Consider the following 15779-nt stretch of genomic DNA (forward strand, 5'->3'; position numbering starts at 1 on the left):
TTGGACATCACGGACCGCAACGGGGCTGTGTGGTGGAGGCCAGGCATGGACACCAGCCGGAGCAACGAACCTTGTACGTCACCGTCACCGTCACCGTCACCGCCGTCGGCCGCGCCCGCACCCGCGGCGGGCGACCCGGCGTGCGACCTCGTGACGGTGCCGGCCCGGCAGGGGCTGGAGGCGGTCGACATCCTGCGGCGCGGAGCCGCGGACGCGGTGGGACCCGTCCTGCACGACGACGGCCGCGACACCCTCGGCTTCCTGGTGCCGCCCGGCACCGCGGCCGGCTGGGACGTGCCCGGCAGCACCTGCACCGAGACGAACGGGCGCGGGCTGAGGCTGGACCCCGGGCCGCCGATGGAGGGCTCCGCCTGGCTGCTGCCGCCCGGCGACGCCGACGCCGCCACCGACCCGGCGGTGCTGCGCCGGGCCCTGGACGAGGCGGCCCGGCTGATCGAGGTGGCCGACAACTGCTGCTGAGGCCGTCCCCGCGGGCCACCGCCGGTCACTCCGGGGTCGCCGCCGGACGCTCTGAGGCCGTCCCCACGGGCCGCCGCCGGTCGCTCTCGGGTCGCCGTCGGTCACTCTCAGGGCGTCCCACGGGTCTGCGCCCGCCCCCGGCGCGCCCCCTCGCGGAGGCTGCGAAAATGGGCGGATGGGCAGGTCAAGGAATACCCGGCGCAGATCGGCCGCGGCCGTCGAGGAACCGGTCGACGGCGGGCTCGCGCAGCTCGTCCCCGACCCGGACCGCGACCGGGCCTGGACGCTGCTGATCGACGGGGCGCCGCAGTCGCACGTGGACCTGGACGACCCGGCGTACCTCTCCTTCGAGTACCAGCGCCGCCTCGGCCACGTCATCGACCTCGTCGCCCCGCCCGGCCGGCCCGTGCACGCCGTGCACCTCGGCGGCGGCGCGTTCACCCTCGCCCGGTACGTCGCCGCGACCCGGCCCCGCTCCACCCAGCAGGTCGTGGAGCGGGACGCGAGCCTGGTCGAACTGGTCCGCCGGGAACTGCCGCTGGACCCCGGCGCGCGCATCCGGGTGCGCGCGGCGGACGCCCGCGCGGGTCTGGCCAAGGTGCCGGACGGCTGGGCCGACCTGGTCGTCGCCGACGTCTTCAGCGGCGCCCGCACCCCCGCCCACCTCACCTCCACCGAGTTCCTGGGCGAGGTCCGCCGCGCCCTGAAGCCCTCCGGTGTCTACGCGGCGAACCTGGCCGACGGCCCGCCGCTCGCGCATCTGCGCGGCCAGATCGCCACCGCCGCCGCCCGGTTCGGCGAACTCGCGCTGATCGCCGACGCGGCCGTGCTGCGCGGCAAGCGCTTCGGCAACGCCATCCTGGCCGCCTCCGACGCGCCGCTGCCGCTCGCCGAACTCACCCGCCGCGCCGCCTCCGACCCGCACCCCGGCCGGGTCGAACACGGCAGCCGGCTCACCGACTTCACCGGCGGCGCGGCACCCGTGACGGACGCGGCCGCGGTCGCCTCCCCGGCCCCGCCGCCCTCGGTGTTCCGCTAGAACCCTGGTCCAGGACCCCGGCTCGCGCCGGCCGGCGGTCTGGTGGTCGGTTACGTCACCACCTAGACCCGCGCCGGACCGTCGTGGATGTCAGTACGTCACCACCTCGACCCGCGGCGGCCCGTCGTGCCAGGTACAGAAGACCGACACCCGGTCCGCGTCCCGGCTGAACTCCACCCGGATCCAGCGCTCCGTCTTCCACACCTGCATCGACCAGCCGGCCCCCGGAGCCGCCGAGACGAGCGTCGCGGCGGCCGGACCGAGGTCGAACACCGCCCGGCCGCCGTCCGTGTCGTAGGCCCTGACCCGGCCGGACGCGGTGGCAGTGGCAGCAGGAGCGGTGGCCGGGGCGGTGGGGGACGGGGGCCGGGAGCGGGCGGAGGCGTGCGCGGGCGTGGGGGCCGGCGCCGGCCGGACCGGCCGTGTCCGCGCCGGGGACGGGGAGGGCGAGGGCGCCGGGGACGCCGAATCCGCCTGCGTGGCCGCCGCGTCGGCCGCCGTGACCGGCAGCGCGCGCGGCGGGTCGTAGACCGTGCCCGCCATCACCGTGTGCACGCCCCACCACGACAGCGTGGCCGCCGCTCCCGTCGCCGACAGCCAGGCCAGTACGTGTACGAGTCCTCTGCGCATCGGCGTCATACTGCCTCACCGGCCACACCGGTTGTCCACAACCGCGCGGTCGTCCACAGGCCCCGGCCGGTCCGGACCACATGGCGTACGGTGCGGCGCATGGCAAGTGTGCTCGTGGTCGAGGACGACCAGTTCGTACGCTCGGCGCTCATCCGGCATCTGACCGACGCCGCACACCTCGTGCGCAGCGTCGGTACGGCGCTGGAGGCGCTGCGCGAGGTCGCCCATTTCCGCTTCGACCTGGTCATCCTGGATCTCGGACTGCCCGACCTGGACGGCTCCGAGGCCCTGAAGATGCTCCGCGGCATCACCGACGTGCCGGTCATCATCGCCACCGCCCGGGACGACGAGACCGAGATCGTCCGGCTGCTCAACGCCGGGGCGGACGACTATCTGACCAAGCCGTTCTCCGTGGAGCACCTCGCCGCCCGGATGGCGGCCGTGCTGCGCCGGTCCCGGGGCGGCGGCGCGGAGGCCGCGCCGCCGTCCGTGCTCCGGGTCGGCGGCCTGACCGTCGACCCGCTGCGCCGCCAGGCCGAACTGGACGGCGTCCGGCTGGACCTGACCCGCCGCGAGTTCGACCTGCTCGCCTTCCTCGCCGGCCGGCCCGGCGTCGTCGTCCCGCGCCGGGAACTGCTCGCCGAGGTCTGGCAGCAGTCCTACGGCGACGACCAGACCATCGACGTCCATCTGTCCTGGCTGCGCCGGAAACTGGGGGAGACGGCCGCCCGGCCGCGCTATCTGCACACGCTGCGGGGCGTCGGCGTGAAGCTGGAACCGCCCGCGGAGGGGGAGCCGCGATGAGGTGGGCGCTGGTCAAGGTCTGTCTCGCGGTCACCACGATGGTCGTGGTCGCCTTCGCCGTCCCGCTCGGCCTGGTCGTCAAGGAGATGGCCCGCGACCGCGCCTTCGCCCGCGCCGAACGGCAGGCCGCCGCGGTCGCGCCCGCCCTGTCCATCACCACCGACCGGGACAAGCTGGAGCGCGTGGTGGCCGCGGCCGGCACCGGCTCCCGGATGACCGTCCACCTGCCGGCCGGCACCGGCCGCCCCCCGCTCGACCTCGGCCGGCCGCGCGCCACCGCCCGGGACGTCCAGGCCGTCCGCAGACTCGGCCGCGCCTCCACCGCCACCGTGCCCGGCGGCTCCGCCCTGCTCCAGCCGGTCGCCCTCGGCTCGACCGCGATCGCGGTGGTCGAGGTGTACGTCCCGGAGTCCGAGATGACCAACGGCGTCGGCACGGCCTGGGCGGTGCTCGCCGCCGTCGGCCTGGCGCTGACCGTCGGCTCGGTCGCGGTCGCCGACCGGCTCGGGGTGCGCATGGTGCGCCCGGCGCGGCGGCTGGTCGAGGGCGCGCACGAGCTGGGCGAGGGCAGACTGGGCGCCCGTGTCCCGGAGGACGGGCCGACCGAACTGCGGCTCGCGGCGGTCGCGTTCAACTCCATGGCCGACCAGGTCGTCCAGCTCCTCGCCAACGAACGCGAGCTGGCGGCCGACCTCTCGCACCGGCTGCGCACCCCGCTCACCGTGCTGCGGCTGAACGCGGCCTCGCTCGGGGCGGGACCGGCCGCCGAGCAGACCCGGGCCGCCGTCGCCCAGTTGGAGCGGGAGGTCGACACCATCATCCGGACGGCCCGGGAGGCCAAGCCGCAGACGGCCGCCGCCGGGCCCGGCGCCGGCTGTGACGCGGCCGAAGTGGTCCGCGAGCGCATGGAGTTCTGGTCCGCGCTCGCCGAGGACGAGGGCCGCAGATGGCGGGTGGCCGGCGTGGAGCGGCCGGTGAGGCTGCCCGTGGCACGGGCCGACCTGGCCGCCGCGCTCGACGCCCTGCTCGGCAACGTCTTCCGGCACACCGCCGAGGGCACCGCCTTCGCGGTCGACGTGCACCACGCCGGGGACGCGGTGATCGTGCTCGTCTCCGACGCGGGCCCCGGCATAGCCGACCCGGCGGCGGCGATGGCCCGCGGCCGGGGCTCGGGCCACACCGGCTCCACCGGACTCGGCCTCGACATCGTCCGCCGGCTCGCCGAGTCCACCGGCGGGGACGTCCGCATCGGCTCCTCGGTGCTGGGCGGCACGGAGGTGCGGATCTGGTTCCAGCTCGACGGAGGCGGGCAGGCCGGGCGCGGCCGGCGGGGCCCGGTGCGCAGACGGCGGGCGCGCAGACCGGCCGTCACCTTTAACCGCCCCCGATCGCTCCCTTAAGCGAATCCTAAGGACGGCGCCCGGCACCCCGAAGAAGCGGTTTGTCCCTTTGCGGATCGCTAGCGTGCTCCCGCACCCCACCCCCGTGAACAGCGAAGGCAGGCACGCGCATGAGCACGCACCGGCGCAGGATCAGCGGCAGGAACAAGGCGATAGGCGGTCTGCTGGCCGCGGCCGTGATCGGCGGGGGCGCGGTCCTGCTCACCGGCACCGCCAACGCGGCCGGGGTGAACGCCGCGTACACGAGGACCAGCGACTGGTCCACGGGCTACACCGCCCAGTACGTCGTCACCAACAACACCGGCCAGGCGGAGAAGACCTGGACGCTGGAGTTCGACCTGCCCGCGGGCGCCACGCTCTCCTCGCTGTGGAACGGCGAGTCCAGCGTGAGCGGCCGGCACGTCACCGTGCGGCCCGCCACCTGGGACACCAGCGGCCTGGCCCCCGGCACGTCGGTGACGGTCGGCTTCGTGGTCAACGGCAGCGGTGACCCGGCCGGCTGTCGCATCGACGACGCCCCGTGCTCCGCGGACGGCGGCGCCACCCCCGAGCCGAGCGGCCGTCCGACCCAGACCACCCCGTCGCCGGACCCCACGCCCACCAGGACGGCCACCCCGACCGCCACCCCGACCCCGACCCAGAGCACGGGCACCGGCACCGGCACCACCGCCGGTTTCGCGCCCTACGTCGACACCTCCCTCTACCCGGCCTTCGACCTGCTCGGCGCGGCCGACGCGACCGGTGTGAAGACCTACCACCTCGCCTTCCTCACCGACGGCGGCGGCTGCACCCCCAAGTGGGGCGGCGTCACGGACCTCACCGGCGACGCCGTGGCCGCGCAGATCGGCGCGCTGCGCGCCAAGGGCGGTGACGTGCGGGTCTCCTTCGGCGGCGCCTCCGGCTCCGAGCTGGCCACCACCTGCTCCTCCGCGGACACGCTCGCGGCGGCCTACGGCAAGGCGGTCGACGCGTTCAAGCTGACCAAGGTCGACTTCGACGTCGAGGGCGGGGCACTGCCCGACACCGCCGCCAACACCCGCCGCGCCCAGGCCATCGCCAAGCTGCAGGCCCAGCACCCGGACCTGGACGTCTCCTTCACCCTGCCGGTGATGCCCGAGGGCCTCACCCAGGACGGCGTGAACCTCCTCGCCGACGCCAAGTCCCACGGCGTGCGGATCGGCGCCGTCAACATCATGGCGATGGACTACGGCGCCTCGTACAGCGGTGACATGGGCACCTACGCCGAGCAGGCCGCCACCGCCACCCAGGCCCAGGTCAAGAGCGTGCTCGGGCTGTCCGACTCCGCCGCCTGGAAGACCGTCGCCGTCACACCGATGATCGGTGTCAACGACGTCTCCTCCGAGGTCTTCACGGTCGACGACGCCGCCCAGCTGGCCGGCTTCGCCCGGTCCAAGGGCCTCGGCTGGCTCTCCATGTGGTCCGCGGCCCGCGACAAGAGCTGCGCGGGAGGCCCCAAGCCCACCGCCGACGCCACGTGCAGCTCCGTCGCCCAGACCCCGTTCGCCTTCATGAAGGCGTTCGCCGCCCGCTCGTAGCGCACGCCCGGCACCGGCCGGATACGGCGAAGGACGCGGCCCGTCCCCCCACGGCAGGCCGCGTCCTCCGGGCTAGATGGACGGGAGCGGCGGCAGCACTCCCGTGCGAGCCGTCTCCCCGTACCAGCGGGCACTCGACTTGGGTGTCCGTTCCAGCGTGGCGTAATCCACGTAGACCGCGCCGAACCGCTTCTCGTAGCCGTACGCCCACTCGAAGTTGTCCAGCAGGGACCACAGGAAGTAGCCGCGGACATCGGCGCCGTCGGTGAGCGCGCGGCGCACCTCCGTCAGATGGCCGTGCAGGTAGGCGATGCGTTCCGGGTCGTGGACGCGGCCCTCGGGGTCGGGCTTGTCGTCGTAGGCCGCGCCGTTCTCGGTGATGTAGAGCGGCAGGCCCGGCGCCTCCCGGGTGTAGCGCATGATCAGGTCGTACAGGCCGGTCGGGTCGACCGTCCAGCCCATCTGCGTCCGCTCGCCCGGCGTCTGGTGGAAGACGATGTCGGCGGCGCACGGCCATGGCGAGTGCTCGCTGGAACCGTGGCCGTCGGCCCGCGGGGCCTTGGCGCCGGCGGACGCGGCCGAGACCAGCGCCGGCGTGTAGTAGTTCAGGCCCAGCGCGTCCAGCGGGGCGTTGATGGTGGCGACGTCGCCGTCCAGGACGTAGGACCAGTCGGTCACCGCGCGGGTGGCCTCGAACAGCGACTCCGGGTAGGCGCCGTGCAGGATCGGCCCGTGGAAGACGCCGTTGGCCAGATCGTCGATCCGGCGGGCGGCGGCCAGGTCGGCCGGGTCCTGGGTGAGCGGCCGTACGACCGCGGAGTTGAGGCTGATCGCGATGTTGCGGCCGGCCGGCAGCGCCGTCCGCAGGGCCGAGGTGGCCAGCCCGTGGCCCAGGTTGAGGTGGTGCGCGGCGCGCAGGGTGGCCGCATGGTCGGTGCGGCCGGGCGCGTGCACCCCGGAGCCGTAGCCCAGGAAGGCGCTGCACCACGGCTCGTTGAGGGTCATCCAGTCTTCCACCCGGTCGCCCAGGGCCTCGCCGACGAGCTGCGCGTACTCGGCGAACCGGAAGGCGGTGTCCCGCTCCGGCCAGCCGCCCGCGTCCTCCAGCTCCTGCGGCAGGTCCCAGTGGTAGAGGGTGAGCGCCGGCTTGATGCCGTGCGCCAGCAGCTCGTCCACCAGCCTGCGGTAGAAGTCCAGGCCGCGCTGGAGCGCCGGGCCACGGCCCGCCGGCTGCACCCGGGGCCAGGAGACGGAGAAGCGGTACGCGGTCAGGCCCAGCTCCGCCATCAGCGCCACGTCGTCGCGGTAGCGGTGGTAGTGGTCGACCGCGGTGTCCCCGGTCTCGCCGCCGGCCGTCTTGCCCGGCGTATGGCTGAAGGTGTCCCAGATCGACGCGGTGCGGCCGTCCTCCCGCACCGCTCCCTCGATCTGGTACGCCGAGGTCGCGGCGCCCCAGCGGAAGGCCGGCGGAAAGGCCACGGTCATCGGTTCGGGCATGGGGACTCTCCCACGGGTCGGGTGCTTGCATTATGCATGGGAGCGCTCCCACAAGGGAAGGGGGTACCCGCGCCCGATGGGTGCCGGCGCCTCTCGGTGCCCGCCCCCGCCGGACGTCCCGCCCTCGCCGGCGTCACGCCTCCACCGGCACCCTGCCCGCACCGGCGCCCCGGCACAACCACCCGGCGGGAGAACGGCCGGTGCGCCGGCGGGAGTACGCCCCCTCAGGCCGACTCGCGCACCACCAGTTCCGTCGGCAGGACCACCCCGCGCTGGCCGGTGCCCCGCTGGGCGATCTCCTCCAGCAGCAGGCTCGCCATCGTGCGGCCCATGTCCGCCAGCGGCTGGCGGACGCTGGTCAGCGGCGGGTCGATGTGCCGGGCCACGATCGAGTCGTCGAAGCCGACCAGCGCCACGTCCCGAGGGATCCGGCGGCCCGCCGCGCGCAGTTCCAGCACCGCGCCGGAGGCCATCACGTCCGAGGCGGCGAACACGGCGTCCAGATCCGGGCGCCGGGCCAGCAGCTCCCGCATGGCCGCGCGGCCGCCCTGCTCCGTGAAGTCGCCCGCCGCGATCAGCTCCTCCTCGACGGCGACCCCGGCCTCCCGCAACGCCTCCCGGTAGCCGTCGAGCCGCGCCCGCGCCACGTCCATGTCCATCGGCCCCGTGATGGTGGCGACGGACCGCCGGCCGCCCGCCAGCAGATGCCGGACGGCGAGCCGGGCACCGCCCCGGTTGTCCGAGCGGACATGGCCGAGCCGCTCGCGGTCGCTGCGGCGCCCGGCCAGCACGGTGGGCACGGCCAGCTCCGCCAGCCGGTCGGGCAGGGTGTCGTCGGCGTGCACCGCCATCAGCAGCACGCCGTCCACCCGTTGCGCGGCGAGATAGCCGGCCAGCCGGGCGTGCTCCGTCTCGTCGCCGGTGAGGACCAGCAGCAACTGCATCCCGGCGCTGGCGAGTCCGGCGGAGACGCCGAGGATGATCTCCGAGAAGTACGGCTCGGAGAAGAGCCGGCTCTGGGCGTCGGGCACGACCAGCGCGACCGAGTCCGTGCGGCGGGTGGCCAGGGAGCGGGCGGCGCGGTTCGGGACGTAGCCGAGTTCCGCGATCGCCTGCTCGACGGCCGCCCGGGAGCGGTCGCTGACCTTCGGGGAGCCGTTGATCACCCGCGAGACCGTGCCGCGGCCCACGCCGGCCAGGGCCGCCACGGCGTTCAGGGTCGGGCGCCGCACGTCCGCCGGTCCGGGCGGCTGCGGCTGTTCGGGAGGACTCATCGTTCACCTTCCAGCGGGTCCGTGGGAGGGGGCCTTCATTCTGTCCCAGGAATTCCGGCAACCGTCCCGCGCCGGCGCGCAGTTGTCCGGTCACGGGGATTGACCCGCCGGTGACCTGCCCCGACGCTGGAGACAGCAGCCGGATCAGGGGCCGGTGGCGGCCTGGCGCGCGACACGTTCCCGTGACGTACGGAACACGCTTGCGCAACAACGCCGACTTCAAGTCTTGACACCCGGCCCGGCACCAACGAGTCTTCCGGCATGCCTCGTGGGAGCGGTCCCACGGGGTGACCGGGGTCTCTCTTCCGTTCGGACAGAACCACCCATGGCCTTCCCCTCTACCTTGCATGGCACACCGTTGACCAGCACTTTCAACCGCACGACGCGTGCTGTTGGCCAGCCGCTGCTCGTACCGAGAGGGCAGGTCCGGGCCGCCGGGTCCGGCGGTCCGATTCCTGAGGTCCCGTTCCCCACTGGAACAAGGAGTAGTGGAATGCGCATCACCCGTACCGGCGGCGGTCACGGCCGCAGAGCAGCGGCCGTCACCACGACGGTCCTCACGGCATCCGCCCTGCTGTTGACCGGTTGCAGCAGCGACGACGACTCGGGCAGCACGGACGCCAACGGGAACATCACCCTCACGCTGGCCGACTACGGGCAGTTCGGCTACAAGGAGGCCGGCCTGTTCGCCAAGTACCACGAACTGCACCCGAACATCACGGTCAAGGAAGAGACCACCGCCAACGAGCAGGACTACTACCCGAAGCTCCTTCAGCAGCTGAACTCGGGCAGCGGTCTGGCGGACGTCACCGGCATCGAGGTGGGGCGCATCAAGGAGGTCGTCGACACCCAGGCGGCCAAGTACGCCGACCTGAGCAAGACGATCAACGTGGCCGACTGGGTCTCCTGGAAGGAGAAGCAGGCCACCGCCAAGGACGGCACGGTGGTCGGCGCCGGCACCGACATCGGCCCGATGTCCCTGTGCTACCGCAAGGACCTCTTCCAGAAGGCGGGCCTGCCCACCGACCGCGAGGCCGTCGCCAAGGCCGTCGCCGGCGGCTGGGAGGACTACCTGAAGCTGGGTGAGCAGTACAAGAAGAAGGCGCCGTCCGGCACCTACTTCATGGACTCCGCCTCCGCCATGTACAACGCGGTCGTCAGCTCCTCCGCGCAGCAGTACTACGACGCCGACGGCAAGGCGGTCTACAAGGACAGCCCGTCCGTGAAGCAGGGCTGGAACCTGGCCGCCGAGGCCGCCCAGAAGAAGCTGACCCAGGGCCTGCCCCAGTTCACCGACGCCTGGAACGCGGCGCTGCGCAAGGGCTCCGTGGCCACCGTGGCCTGCCCCGCCTGGATGGCCGGCCAGATCTCCACCAACTCCGGTGACGGCTACAAGGGCAAGTGGGACATCTCCCGCGCCCCCGGCTCGACCGCGGCCAACTGGGGCGGCTCCTTCCTCGCCGTCCCCAAGAGCGGCGACCACGTCAAGGAGGCCACCGAGCTGGTCAAGTGGCTGACCGCCCCGGAGCAGCAGGCCGCGGTGTTCAAGGCGATCGGTGTCTTCCCGTCCAACAAGGGCGCCTACGAGCTGGCCGACGTGAAGGACGCCAAGCTGCCGTACTTCAGTGACGCCCCCGTCGGCCAGATCTACGCCGAGGAGGCCAAGTCCATCCCCGAGGCGGTGCTCGGCGCCAAGGACGCCACGATCAAGGACACGATCTCCAACCAGATCAACAACATGGAGCAGCGGGGCACGTCGCCCGACGACGCCTGGAAGGCCGCGACCGACACGGTCGACAAGGCGCTCGGCTAGCCGGACCGGGTGCGGGGGCCCGTCGGCCGCCCGCACCCCGCCCGCGCGCCGGCTCCGCACCGGGTACGCACGACGGGTACCCGGCCCGGGGCCCGCGGCCCGGGCGGACACCATCCGACGGCGTGCGCGGTGCCCCGACCGGGGCGCCGCCGCGGCGTCACCCGGCGGGACCGGCAGCCGACGGCCGGTCTTCCGCCTCATACGCACGTCAGGCCGCGGCGTGGGCCGTCCGCCACCGCACCGGTCCGCGCGGGGAGCGGCGGACCGGTCCCCGGTCCCCGAACGCCCCCGCGCCCGCACCCGGCCGAAACCTTCAGGGAAGGACTCCCTCCGTGGCAACGACAACCCCCGCCCGGGGTGCCTACACCCCGCCGCCCGGCGGCAGCGGCGCCGCGTCACCCGGACGCCGCTCATGGCGCACCCGGCTGTGGCGCTTCGACGACAAGGCGTCGCCGTACGCCTACATCGCCCCCTTCTTCCTGGTCTTCGGCGCCTTCGGGCTCTACCCGCTGCTCTACACCGGCTGGATCGCCCTGCACCGGGTGGAGATGACGGCCCTCGACCAGTCCGAGTGGGTCGGCTGGGACAACTTCACCAGGATCCTCCAGGACTCCGAGTTCTGGACCGCCGTCACCAACACGTTCGTCATCGGCGTCATCTCCACCGTCCCGCAGCTCCTGGTCGCCCTGGGCCTGGCCCACCTGCTGAACTACAAGCTGCGCGCCAGCACCTTCTGGCGGACCGTCATCCTCACGCCGTACGCCACCTCGGTGGCCACGGCCGCGCTGGTCTTCGCGCTGGTCTTCCGCGCCGACGGCGGCATCCTCAACTGGGTGCTGCACTTCTTCGGCGCCGGCAACATCAACTGGGGCAACGGGGAGTGGACCTCCAAGATCGCCATCTCGGTCATCGTGATCTGGCGGTGGACCGGCTACAACGCCCTCATCTACCTCGCGGCCATGCAGTCGGTCCCCGCCGACCTGTACGAGGCCGCCTCCATCGACGGGGCGACACGCTGGCAGCAGTTCCGCAAGGTGACCATCCCCTCGCTGCGGCCGACGATCCTGTTCACCATCGTCATCTCCACCATCGGCTCGATGCAGTTGTTCGGTGAGCCGCTGCTGCTGCAGGGCGGCACCCTGGGCTCGATCGGCGGCAGCGAGCACCAGTACGAGACGCTCAGCATCTACCTCTTCAACTACGGCTGGAAGCTGGGCCATCTGGGACCGGCCGCCGCCGTGGCCTGGGCCATGCTCGTCCTGCTGCTGCTCATCGCCCTGATCAACTGGATCGTCGGCCGGTTCACGCGCAAGAACGCGGCCTGACGGGAGCGACCTCGATGACCACCACCAGTCCCACCACGACCTCCCCGGACCTCGTCCCGGTACCGCCCCTCGCCGCCCCCCGCAAGACCCGCAGCCGCCTGCGCATGGGCGCCGGACAGCAGTTGCGGGGCGGCCCGTTCACCTACGTCGCCCTGATCGTCGTCGGCCTCGGCTCCGTCTTCCCGCTGTACTGGACGCTGGTGGCCGCCTCCCACGACCAGCAGCGGGTGCTGGACAGCCCGCCGCCGCTGGTGCCGGGCGGCAGGCTGTGGAGCAATCTGCAGGCGGCCTGGGACCAGGCGCACCTGGGCAAGGCCATCGTCAACAGCGTGATCGTGGCCGGCTGCATCACCGCCGCCACGCTGTTCTTCTGCACCCTGGCCGGATACGCCTTCGCCAAGATGCGCTTCCGCGGCCGGAACGTGCTGATGACCGCGGTCATCGCCACCCTGACGATCCCGCCCCAGCTCAGCGTCGTACCGCTGTTCATGATGGTGTCGGACATCGGGTGGAACGGAAAGCTGGAGTCGGTGATCTTCCCGACCCTGGTCGGTGCCTTCGGCGTCTTCTTCATGCGCCAGTACCTGATCGAGGCGCTGCCGTACGAGCTGATCGAGGCGGCCAAGGTGGACGGCGCGAGCAACATCCGCATCGTGTGGAGCGTGGTCCTGCCCGTGGCCCGGCCCGCGATGATGGTGCTGGGCATGCTCACCTTCGTCCAGGCCTGGAACGACTTCTTCTGGCCCTTCCTCGCGCTGAACCAGGAGAACCCCACCATCCAGGTGGCGCTGGGCCAGCTCAGCGCCGCCTACACGCCCGACCAGAGCATCGTCATGGCCGGCGCGCTGATCAGCACCCTGCCGCTGCTGCTGGTCTTCGTGATCTTCGGCAAGCAGATCGTCGGGGGAATCATGGCGGGTGCGGTCAAGGGCTGAGCCGTCCCCGCCGCCGGGCCGGCCGCACGCGCCGGCCCCGCACCCGCGGCCGGCGCGCGCCTCGCCGCGCCGGCCCCGCCCTCGTGCCCGGTCCGGTACGCACCCGCCTCCTCCAGCCGCCCCGCGGCGGGCCGTACCGGACCGGGCACCCACCACCGGGGCAGGCACCGTCCGTCCGGCGCCGCCCCCGTCCGCGGGCCGCGCCCGGTTCCCCGCCCGCACTCCCCGTACCTCCCGGACCGCCGTCCGGCGTCCGTCGACTTCACCTCGCTTTGGGAGCGCTCTCATATGACCGCCGTACGACCCGAGACCACGGCCCAGCCGGCCCTGGACGCCTCCTTCCCGACCGGCTTCGTCTGGGGTGCCGCCACCGCCGCCTACCAGGTGGAGGGCGCCGCCGCCGAGGACGGCCGCACGCCTTCCATCTGGGACACCTTCAGCCACACGCCCGGCAAGATCCGCAACGGTGACACCGGGGACATCGCCGCCGACCACTACCACCGGTACCGCGACGACGTGGCGCTGATGAAGGACCTCGGCCTGAAGGCCTACCGGTTCTCCCTCTCCTGGACCCGGATCCAGCCCACCGGACGCGGCCCCGCCGTCGAACGCGGCCTGGACTTCTACCGCCGCCTCACCGACGCCCTCCTGGAGGCCGGGATCACCCCGGTCGCCACCCTGTACCACTGGGACCTGCCGCAGGAGCTGGAGGACGCCGGCGGCTGGCCGAACCGCGACACCGCCCACCGGTTCGCCGACTACGCCGACCTGGCGGCCCGCGCCCTGGGCGACCGGGTCGGCCTGTGGACCACCCTCAACGAGCCCTGGTGCTCGGCGTTCCTGGGCTACGGCTCCGGCGTGCACGCCCCGGGCCGGACCGACCCGGCCGCCACGCTGCGCGCCGCGCACCACCTCAACCTCGGCCACGGCCAGGCCGTCGGCGCGCTCCGCGCGGCCCTGCCCTCGTCCGCGCAGACCTCCATCACCCTGAACCTGCACCAGGTGCGCCCGCTCACCGACAGCCCCGAGGACGCCGACGCCGCCCGCCGCATCGACGCCGTCGGCAACCGGATCTTCACCGGCCCGCTGCTCGACGGCGCCTACCCCGAGGACCTGCTGCGCGACACCGCGCACGTGGTCGACTGGGCGGAGCTGGTGCGCGACGGGGACCTGGCGGAGATCTCCCGCCCCCTCGACATGCTCGGCGTCAACTACTACGCGCCGACCGTGGTCTCCCGGCCCGCCGACGGTGTCGGCGCCACCCGGAACGACGGCCACGGAGCGAGCGACCACTCGCCGTGGACCGGCTCCGAGGACGTCGCCTTCCACCTCGCCAACGACAACCTGACCGCGATGAACTGGGCCATCGACGCCGGCGGTCTGCACACGCTGCTGACCGGGCTCGCGGCCGCGCACCCGCGGCTGCCCCTGATGGTCACCGAGAACGGCGCCGCGTTCGACGACTACGTCTCGCCCGAGGGCCGGGTCGAGGACCCGCAGCGCATCGCCTACCTGCACGCCCACCTGGACGCCGTCCGCCGCGCCATCGCCGACGGCGCCGACGTGCGCGGCTACTTCCTGTGGTCCCTGCTGGACAACTTCGAGTGGTCCTACGGCTACTCGAAGCGTTTCGGCGCGGTCTACGTCGACTACGCCACCCAGCGCCGCATCCCCAAGGCCAGCTCCCGGTGGTACGCCGAGGTGATCCGGAACAACGCCCTGCCCGCCTGACCGGCGCGCGGGCGGCGGCCCCGGCACCCGGCCGGGCCCGCCGCCCGCGGAATCGAGGGCGCCGCCGTCCCGCTGTTACATTCCTGGCCTGTACATTCCTGGCCTGACGGCGGTGAACGGAAGGCGGCGACCATGGCGGGCAGCGGTGTGAGAGGCCGGGGCGGCCGACGGCCGACCCTGGAGGAGGTCGCCGCGCGGGCCGGGGTCGGGCGGGGCACGGTCTCCCGGGTGATCAACGGTTCGCCCCGGGTCAGCGACGCGACCCGCGCGGCCGTCGAGGCGGCCGTAGCCGAGCTGGGCTATGTGCCCAACACCGCCGCCCGCGCCCTCGCGGCGAACCGGACCGACGCCATCGCCCTGGTCGTCCCCGAGCCGGAGACCCGGTTCTTCGCCGAGCCCTACTTCTCCGACATGCTGCGCGGCGTCGGCGGCGAACTCTCCGACACCGAGATGCAGCTACTGCTGATCTTCGCGGGCAGCGACCGGGAGCGGCAGCGGCTGGCCCAGTACCTGGCGGCCCACCGCGTGGACGGCGTCCTGCTGGTCTCCGTCCACGCCGACGACCCGCTGCCCGACCTGCTGGCCGGACTGGAGATCCCGGCGGTGATCAGCGGCCCGCGCTCGGCGGCCGAAACGCTCACCTCGGTGGACTCGGACAACTACGGCGGCGCCCGCTCGGCCGTGGAGCACCTGCTGTCCCGGGGCCGCCGCCGGATCGCGCACATCACCGGCCGGCTGGACGTCTACGGCGCCCAGCGCCGCGCCACCGGCTACCGCGAGGCCCTGCGTGACGCGGGCCACCCGGAGGACGAACTCCTCATCGAGCCGGGCGACTTCACCGAGGAGGGCGGCCGGCGCGCGATGGCGACGCTGCTGTCCCGCCGGCCGGATCTGGACGCGGTCTTCGCCGGTTCGGACGTGATGGCGGCGGGCGCCCGCCAGGTGCTGCGCGAGGCGGGCCGCCGCATCCCCGACGACGTCGCGCTGGTCGGCTACGACGACTCCGCCATCGCCCGGCACATGGACCCGCCGCTCACCAGCGTCCGTCAGCCCATACAGGAGATGGGCCGGGTGATGATCGACCTGCTCCTCACGGAGATCGCCGACCGCCCGCCGGCCTCCCACGGCCCGCGCCGGGCGGTCCTGCCCACGGAACTGGTGGTCCGGGCGTCCTCCTGACCCGCCGCCCCGGACCCCGGCCCGATCCAGGGCCGGGGTCCGGGCGCTTCGGCGGACCGGCGGGCCGCCGGATCAGGACAGGCGAAAACACATCAGCCGGTGATGTCGTCTTTCGA

At 73.5% G+C, this 15779-nt stretch carries 13 protein-coding genes; 10 read left to right on the forward strand and 3 right to left on the reverse strand.

Annotation, left to right across the window (positions count from 1 at the left end; translation table 11 throughout):
* Positions 1-45: 45 nt before the first annotated feature.
* Both ACZ4SV_RS27525 and ACZ4SV_RS27530 read left to right on the forward strand, forming a co-directional pair.
* A complete protein-coding gene (locus ACZ4SV_RS27525; RefSeq protein WP_468007243.1) occupies positions 46-480 on the forward strand; it encodes a hypothetical protein in 435 nt (144 codons plus the stop codon).
* 175 nt (positions 481-655) lie between these two features.
* Positions 656-1519 (forward strand): spermidine synthase, encoded by an 864-nt coding sequence (locus ACZ4SV_RS27530; RefSeq protein WP_468007245.1) that lies wholly within the window; start codon positions 656-658, stop codon positions 1517-1519.
* Positions 1520-1609: 90 nt separating this feature from the next.
* Here ACZ4SV_RS27530 and ACZ4SV_RS27535 read toward each other — a convergent pair whose 3' ends face one another.
* Entirely contained in the window at positions 1610-2149 is a 540-nt protein-coding gene (locus ACZ4SV_RS27535; protein ID WP_468007247.1) for a hypothetical protein, read from the reverse strand.
* A 99-nt stretch (positions 2150-2248) separates the two neighbouring features.
* On the opposite strand from ACZ4SV_RS27535, the gene ACZ4SV_RS27540 reads away from it, so the two are divergent.
* The 3 genes from ACZ4SV_RS27540 (at position 2249) to ACZ4SV_RS27550 (ending at position 5909) form a co-directional block, all read left to right on the forward strand.
* The gene (locus ACZ4SV_RS27540) at positions 2249-2953 is read left to right on the forward strand and encodes a response regulator transcription factor (protein WP_365875916.1); all 705 of its coding nucleotides are present in this window, start codon (positions 2249-2251) and stop codon (positions 2951-2953) included.
* Positions 2950-4353: a sensor histidine kinase gene (locus tag ACZ4SV_RS27545; protein ID WP_468007249.1), complete on the forward strand. Its 1404-nt coding sequence runs from the start codon at positions 2950-2952 to the stop codon at positions 4351-4353. The genes ACZ4SV_RS27540 and ACZ4SV_RS27545 overlap by 4 nt, the downstream gene beginning before the upstream one ends.
* A 110-nt stretch (positions 4354-4463) precedes the next feature.
* Positions 4464-5909 (forward strand): glycoside hydrolase family 18 protein, encoded by a 1446-nt coding sequence (locus ACZ4SV_RS27550; RefSeq protein WP_468007251.1) that lies wholly within the window; start codon positions 4464-4466, stop codon positions 5907-5909.
* A 72-nt stretch (positions 5910-5981) separates the two neighbouring features.
* Here the strand turns inward: ACZ4SV_RS27550 and ACZ4SV_RS27555 are convergent, their stop codons facing one another.
* Positions 5982-7406: a GH1 family beta-glucosidase gene (locus ACZ4SV_RS27555; RefSeq protein WP_468007253.1), complete on the reverse strand. Its 1425-nt coding sequence runs from the start codon at positions 7404-7406 to the stop codon at positions 5982-5984.
* A gap of 224 nt (positions 7407-7630) precedes the next feature.
* Positions 7631-8680 (reverse strand): LacI family DNA-binding transcriptional regulator, encoded by a 1050-nt coding sequence (locus ACZ4SV_RS27560; protein ID WP_365875909.1) that lies wholly within the window; start codon positions 8678-8680, stop codon positions 7631-7633.
* 493 nt (positions 8681-9173) lie between these two features.
* On the opposite strand from ACZ4SV_RS27560, the gene ACZ4SV_RS27565 reads away from it, so the two are divergent.
* The 5 genes from ACZ4SV_RS27565 to ACZ4SV_RS27585 all read left to right on the forward strand — a co-directional run bounded on the left by ACZ4SV_RS27565 (position 9174) and on the right by ACZ4SV_RS27585 (position 15663).
* The gene (locus ACZ4SV_RS27565) at positions 9174-10493 is read left to right on the forward strand and encodes an ABC transporter substrate-binding protein (protein WP_365941465.1); all 1320 of its coding nucleotides are present in this window, start codon (positions 9174-9176) and stop codon (positions 10491-10493) included.
* A gap of 332 nt (positions 10494-10825) precedes the next feature.
* Positions 10826-11818 (forward strand): carbohydrate ABC transporter permease, encoded by a 993-nt coding sequence (locus tag ACZ4SV_RS27570; protein WP_365884238.1) that lies wholly within the window; start codon positions 10826-10828, stop codon positions 11816-11818.
* Positions 11819-11832: 14 nt separating this feature from the next.
* Positions 11833-12753 carry a carbohydrate ABC transporter permease gene (locus ACZ4SV_RS27575; protein WP_365884239.1) on the forward strand — a complete coding sequence of 307 codons (921 nt, stop codon included), beginning with the start codon at positions 11833-11835 and terminating at the stop codon, positions 12751-12753.
* Positions 12754-13041: 288 nt separating this feature from the next.
* A complete protein-coding gene (locus ACZ4SV_RS27580; protein WP_468007257.1) occupies positions 13042-14484 on the forward strand; it encodes a GH1 family beta-glucosidase in 1443 nt (480 codons plus the stop codon).
* Positions 14485-14616: 132 nt separating this feature from the next.
* A complete protein-coding gene (locus ACZ4SV_RS27585; protein WP_365941466.1) occupies positions 14617-15663 on the forward strand; it encodes a LacI family DNA-binding transcriptional regulator in 1047 nt (348 codons plus the stop codon).
* Positions 15664-15779: the final 116 nt, after the last annotated feature.

The sequence above is a fragment of the Streptomyces sp. NPDC027672 genome (genome assembly GCF_055566335.1).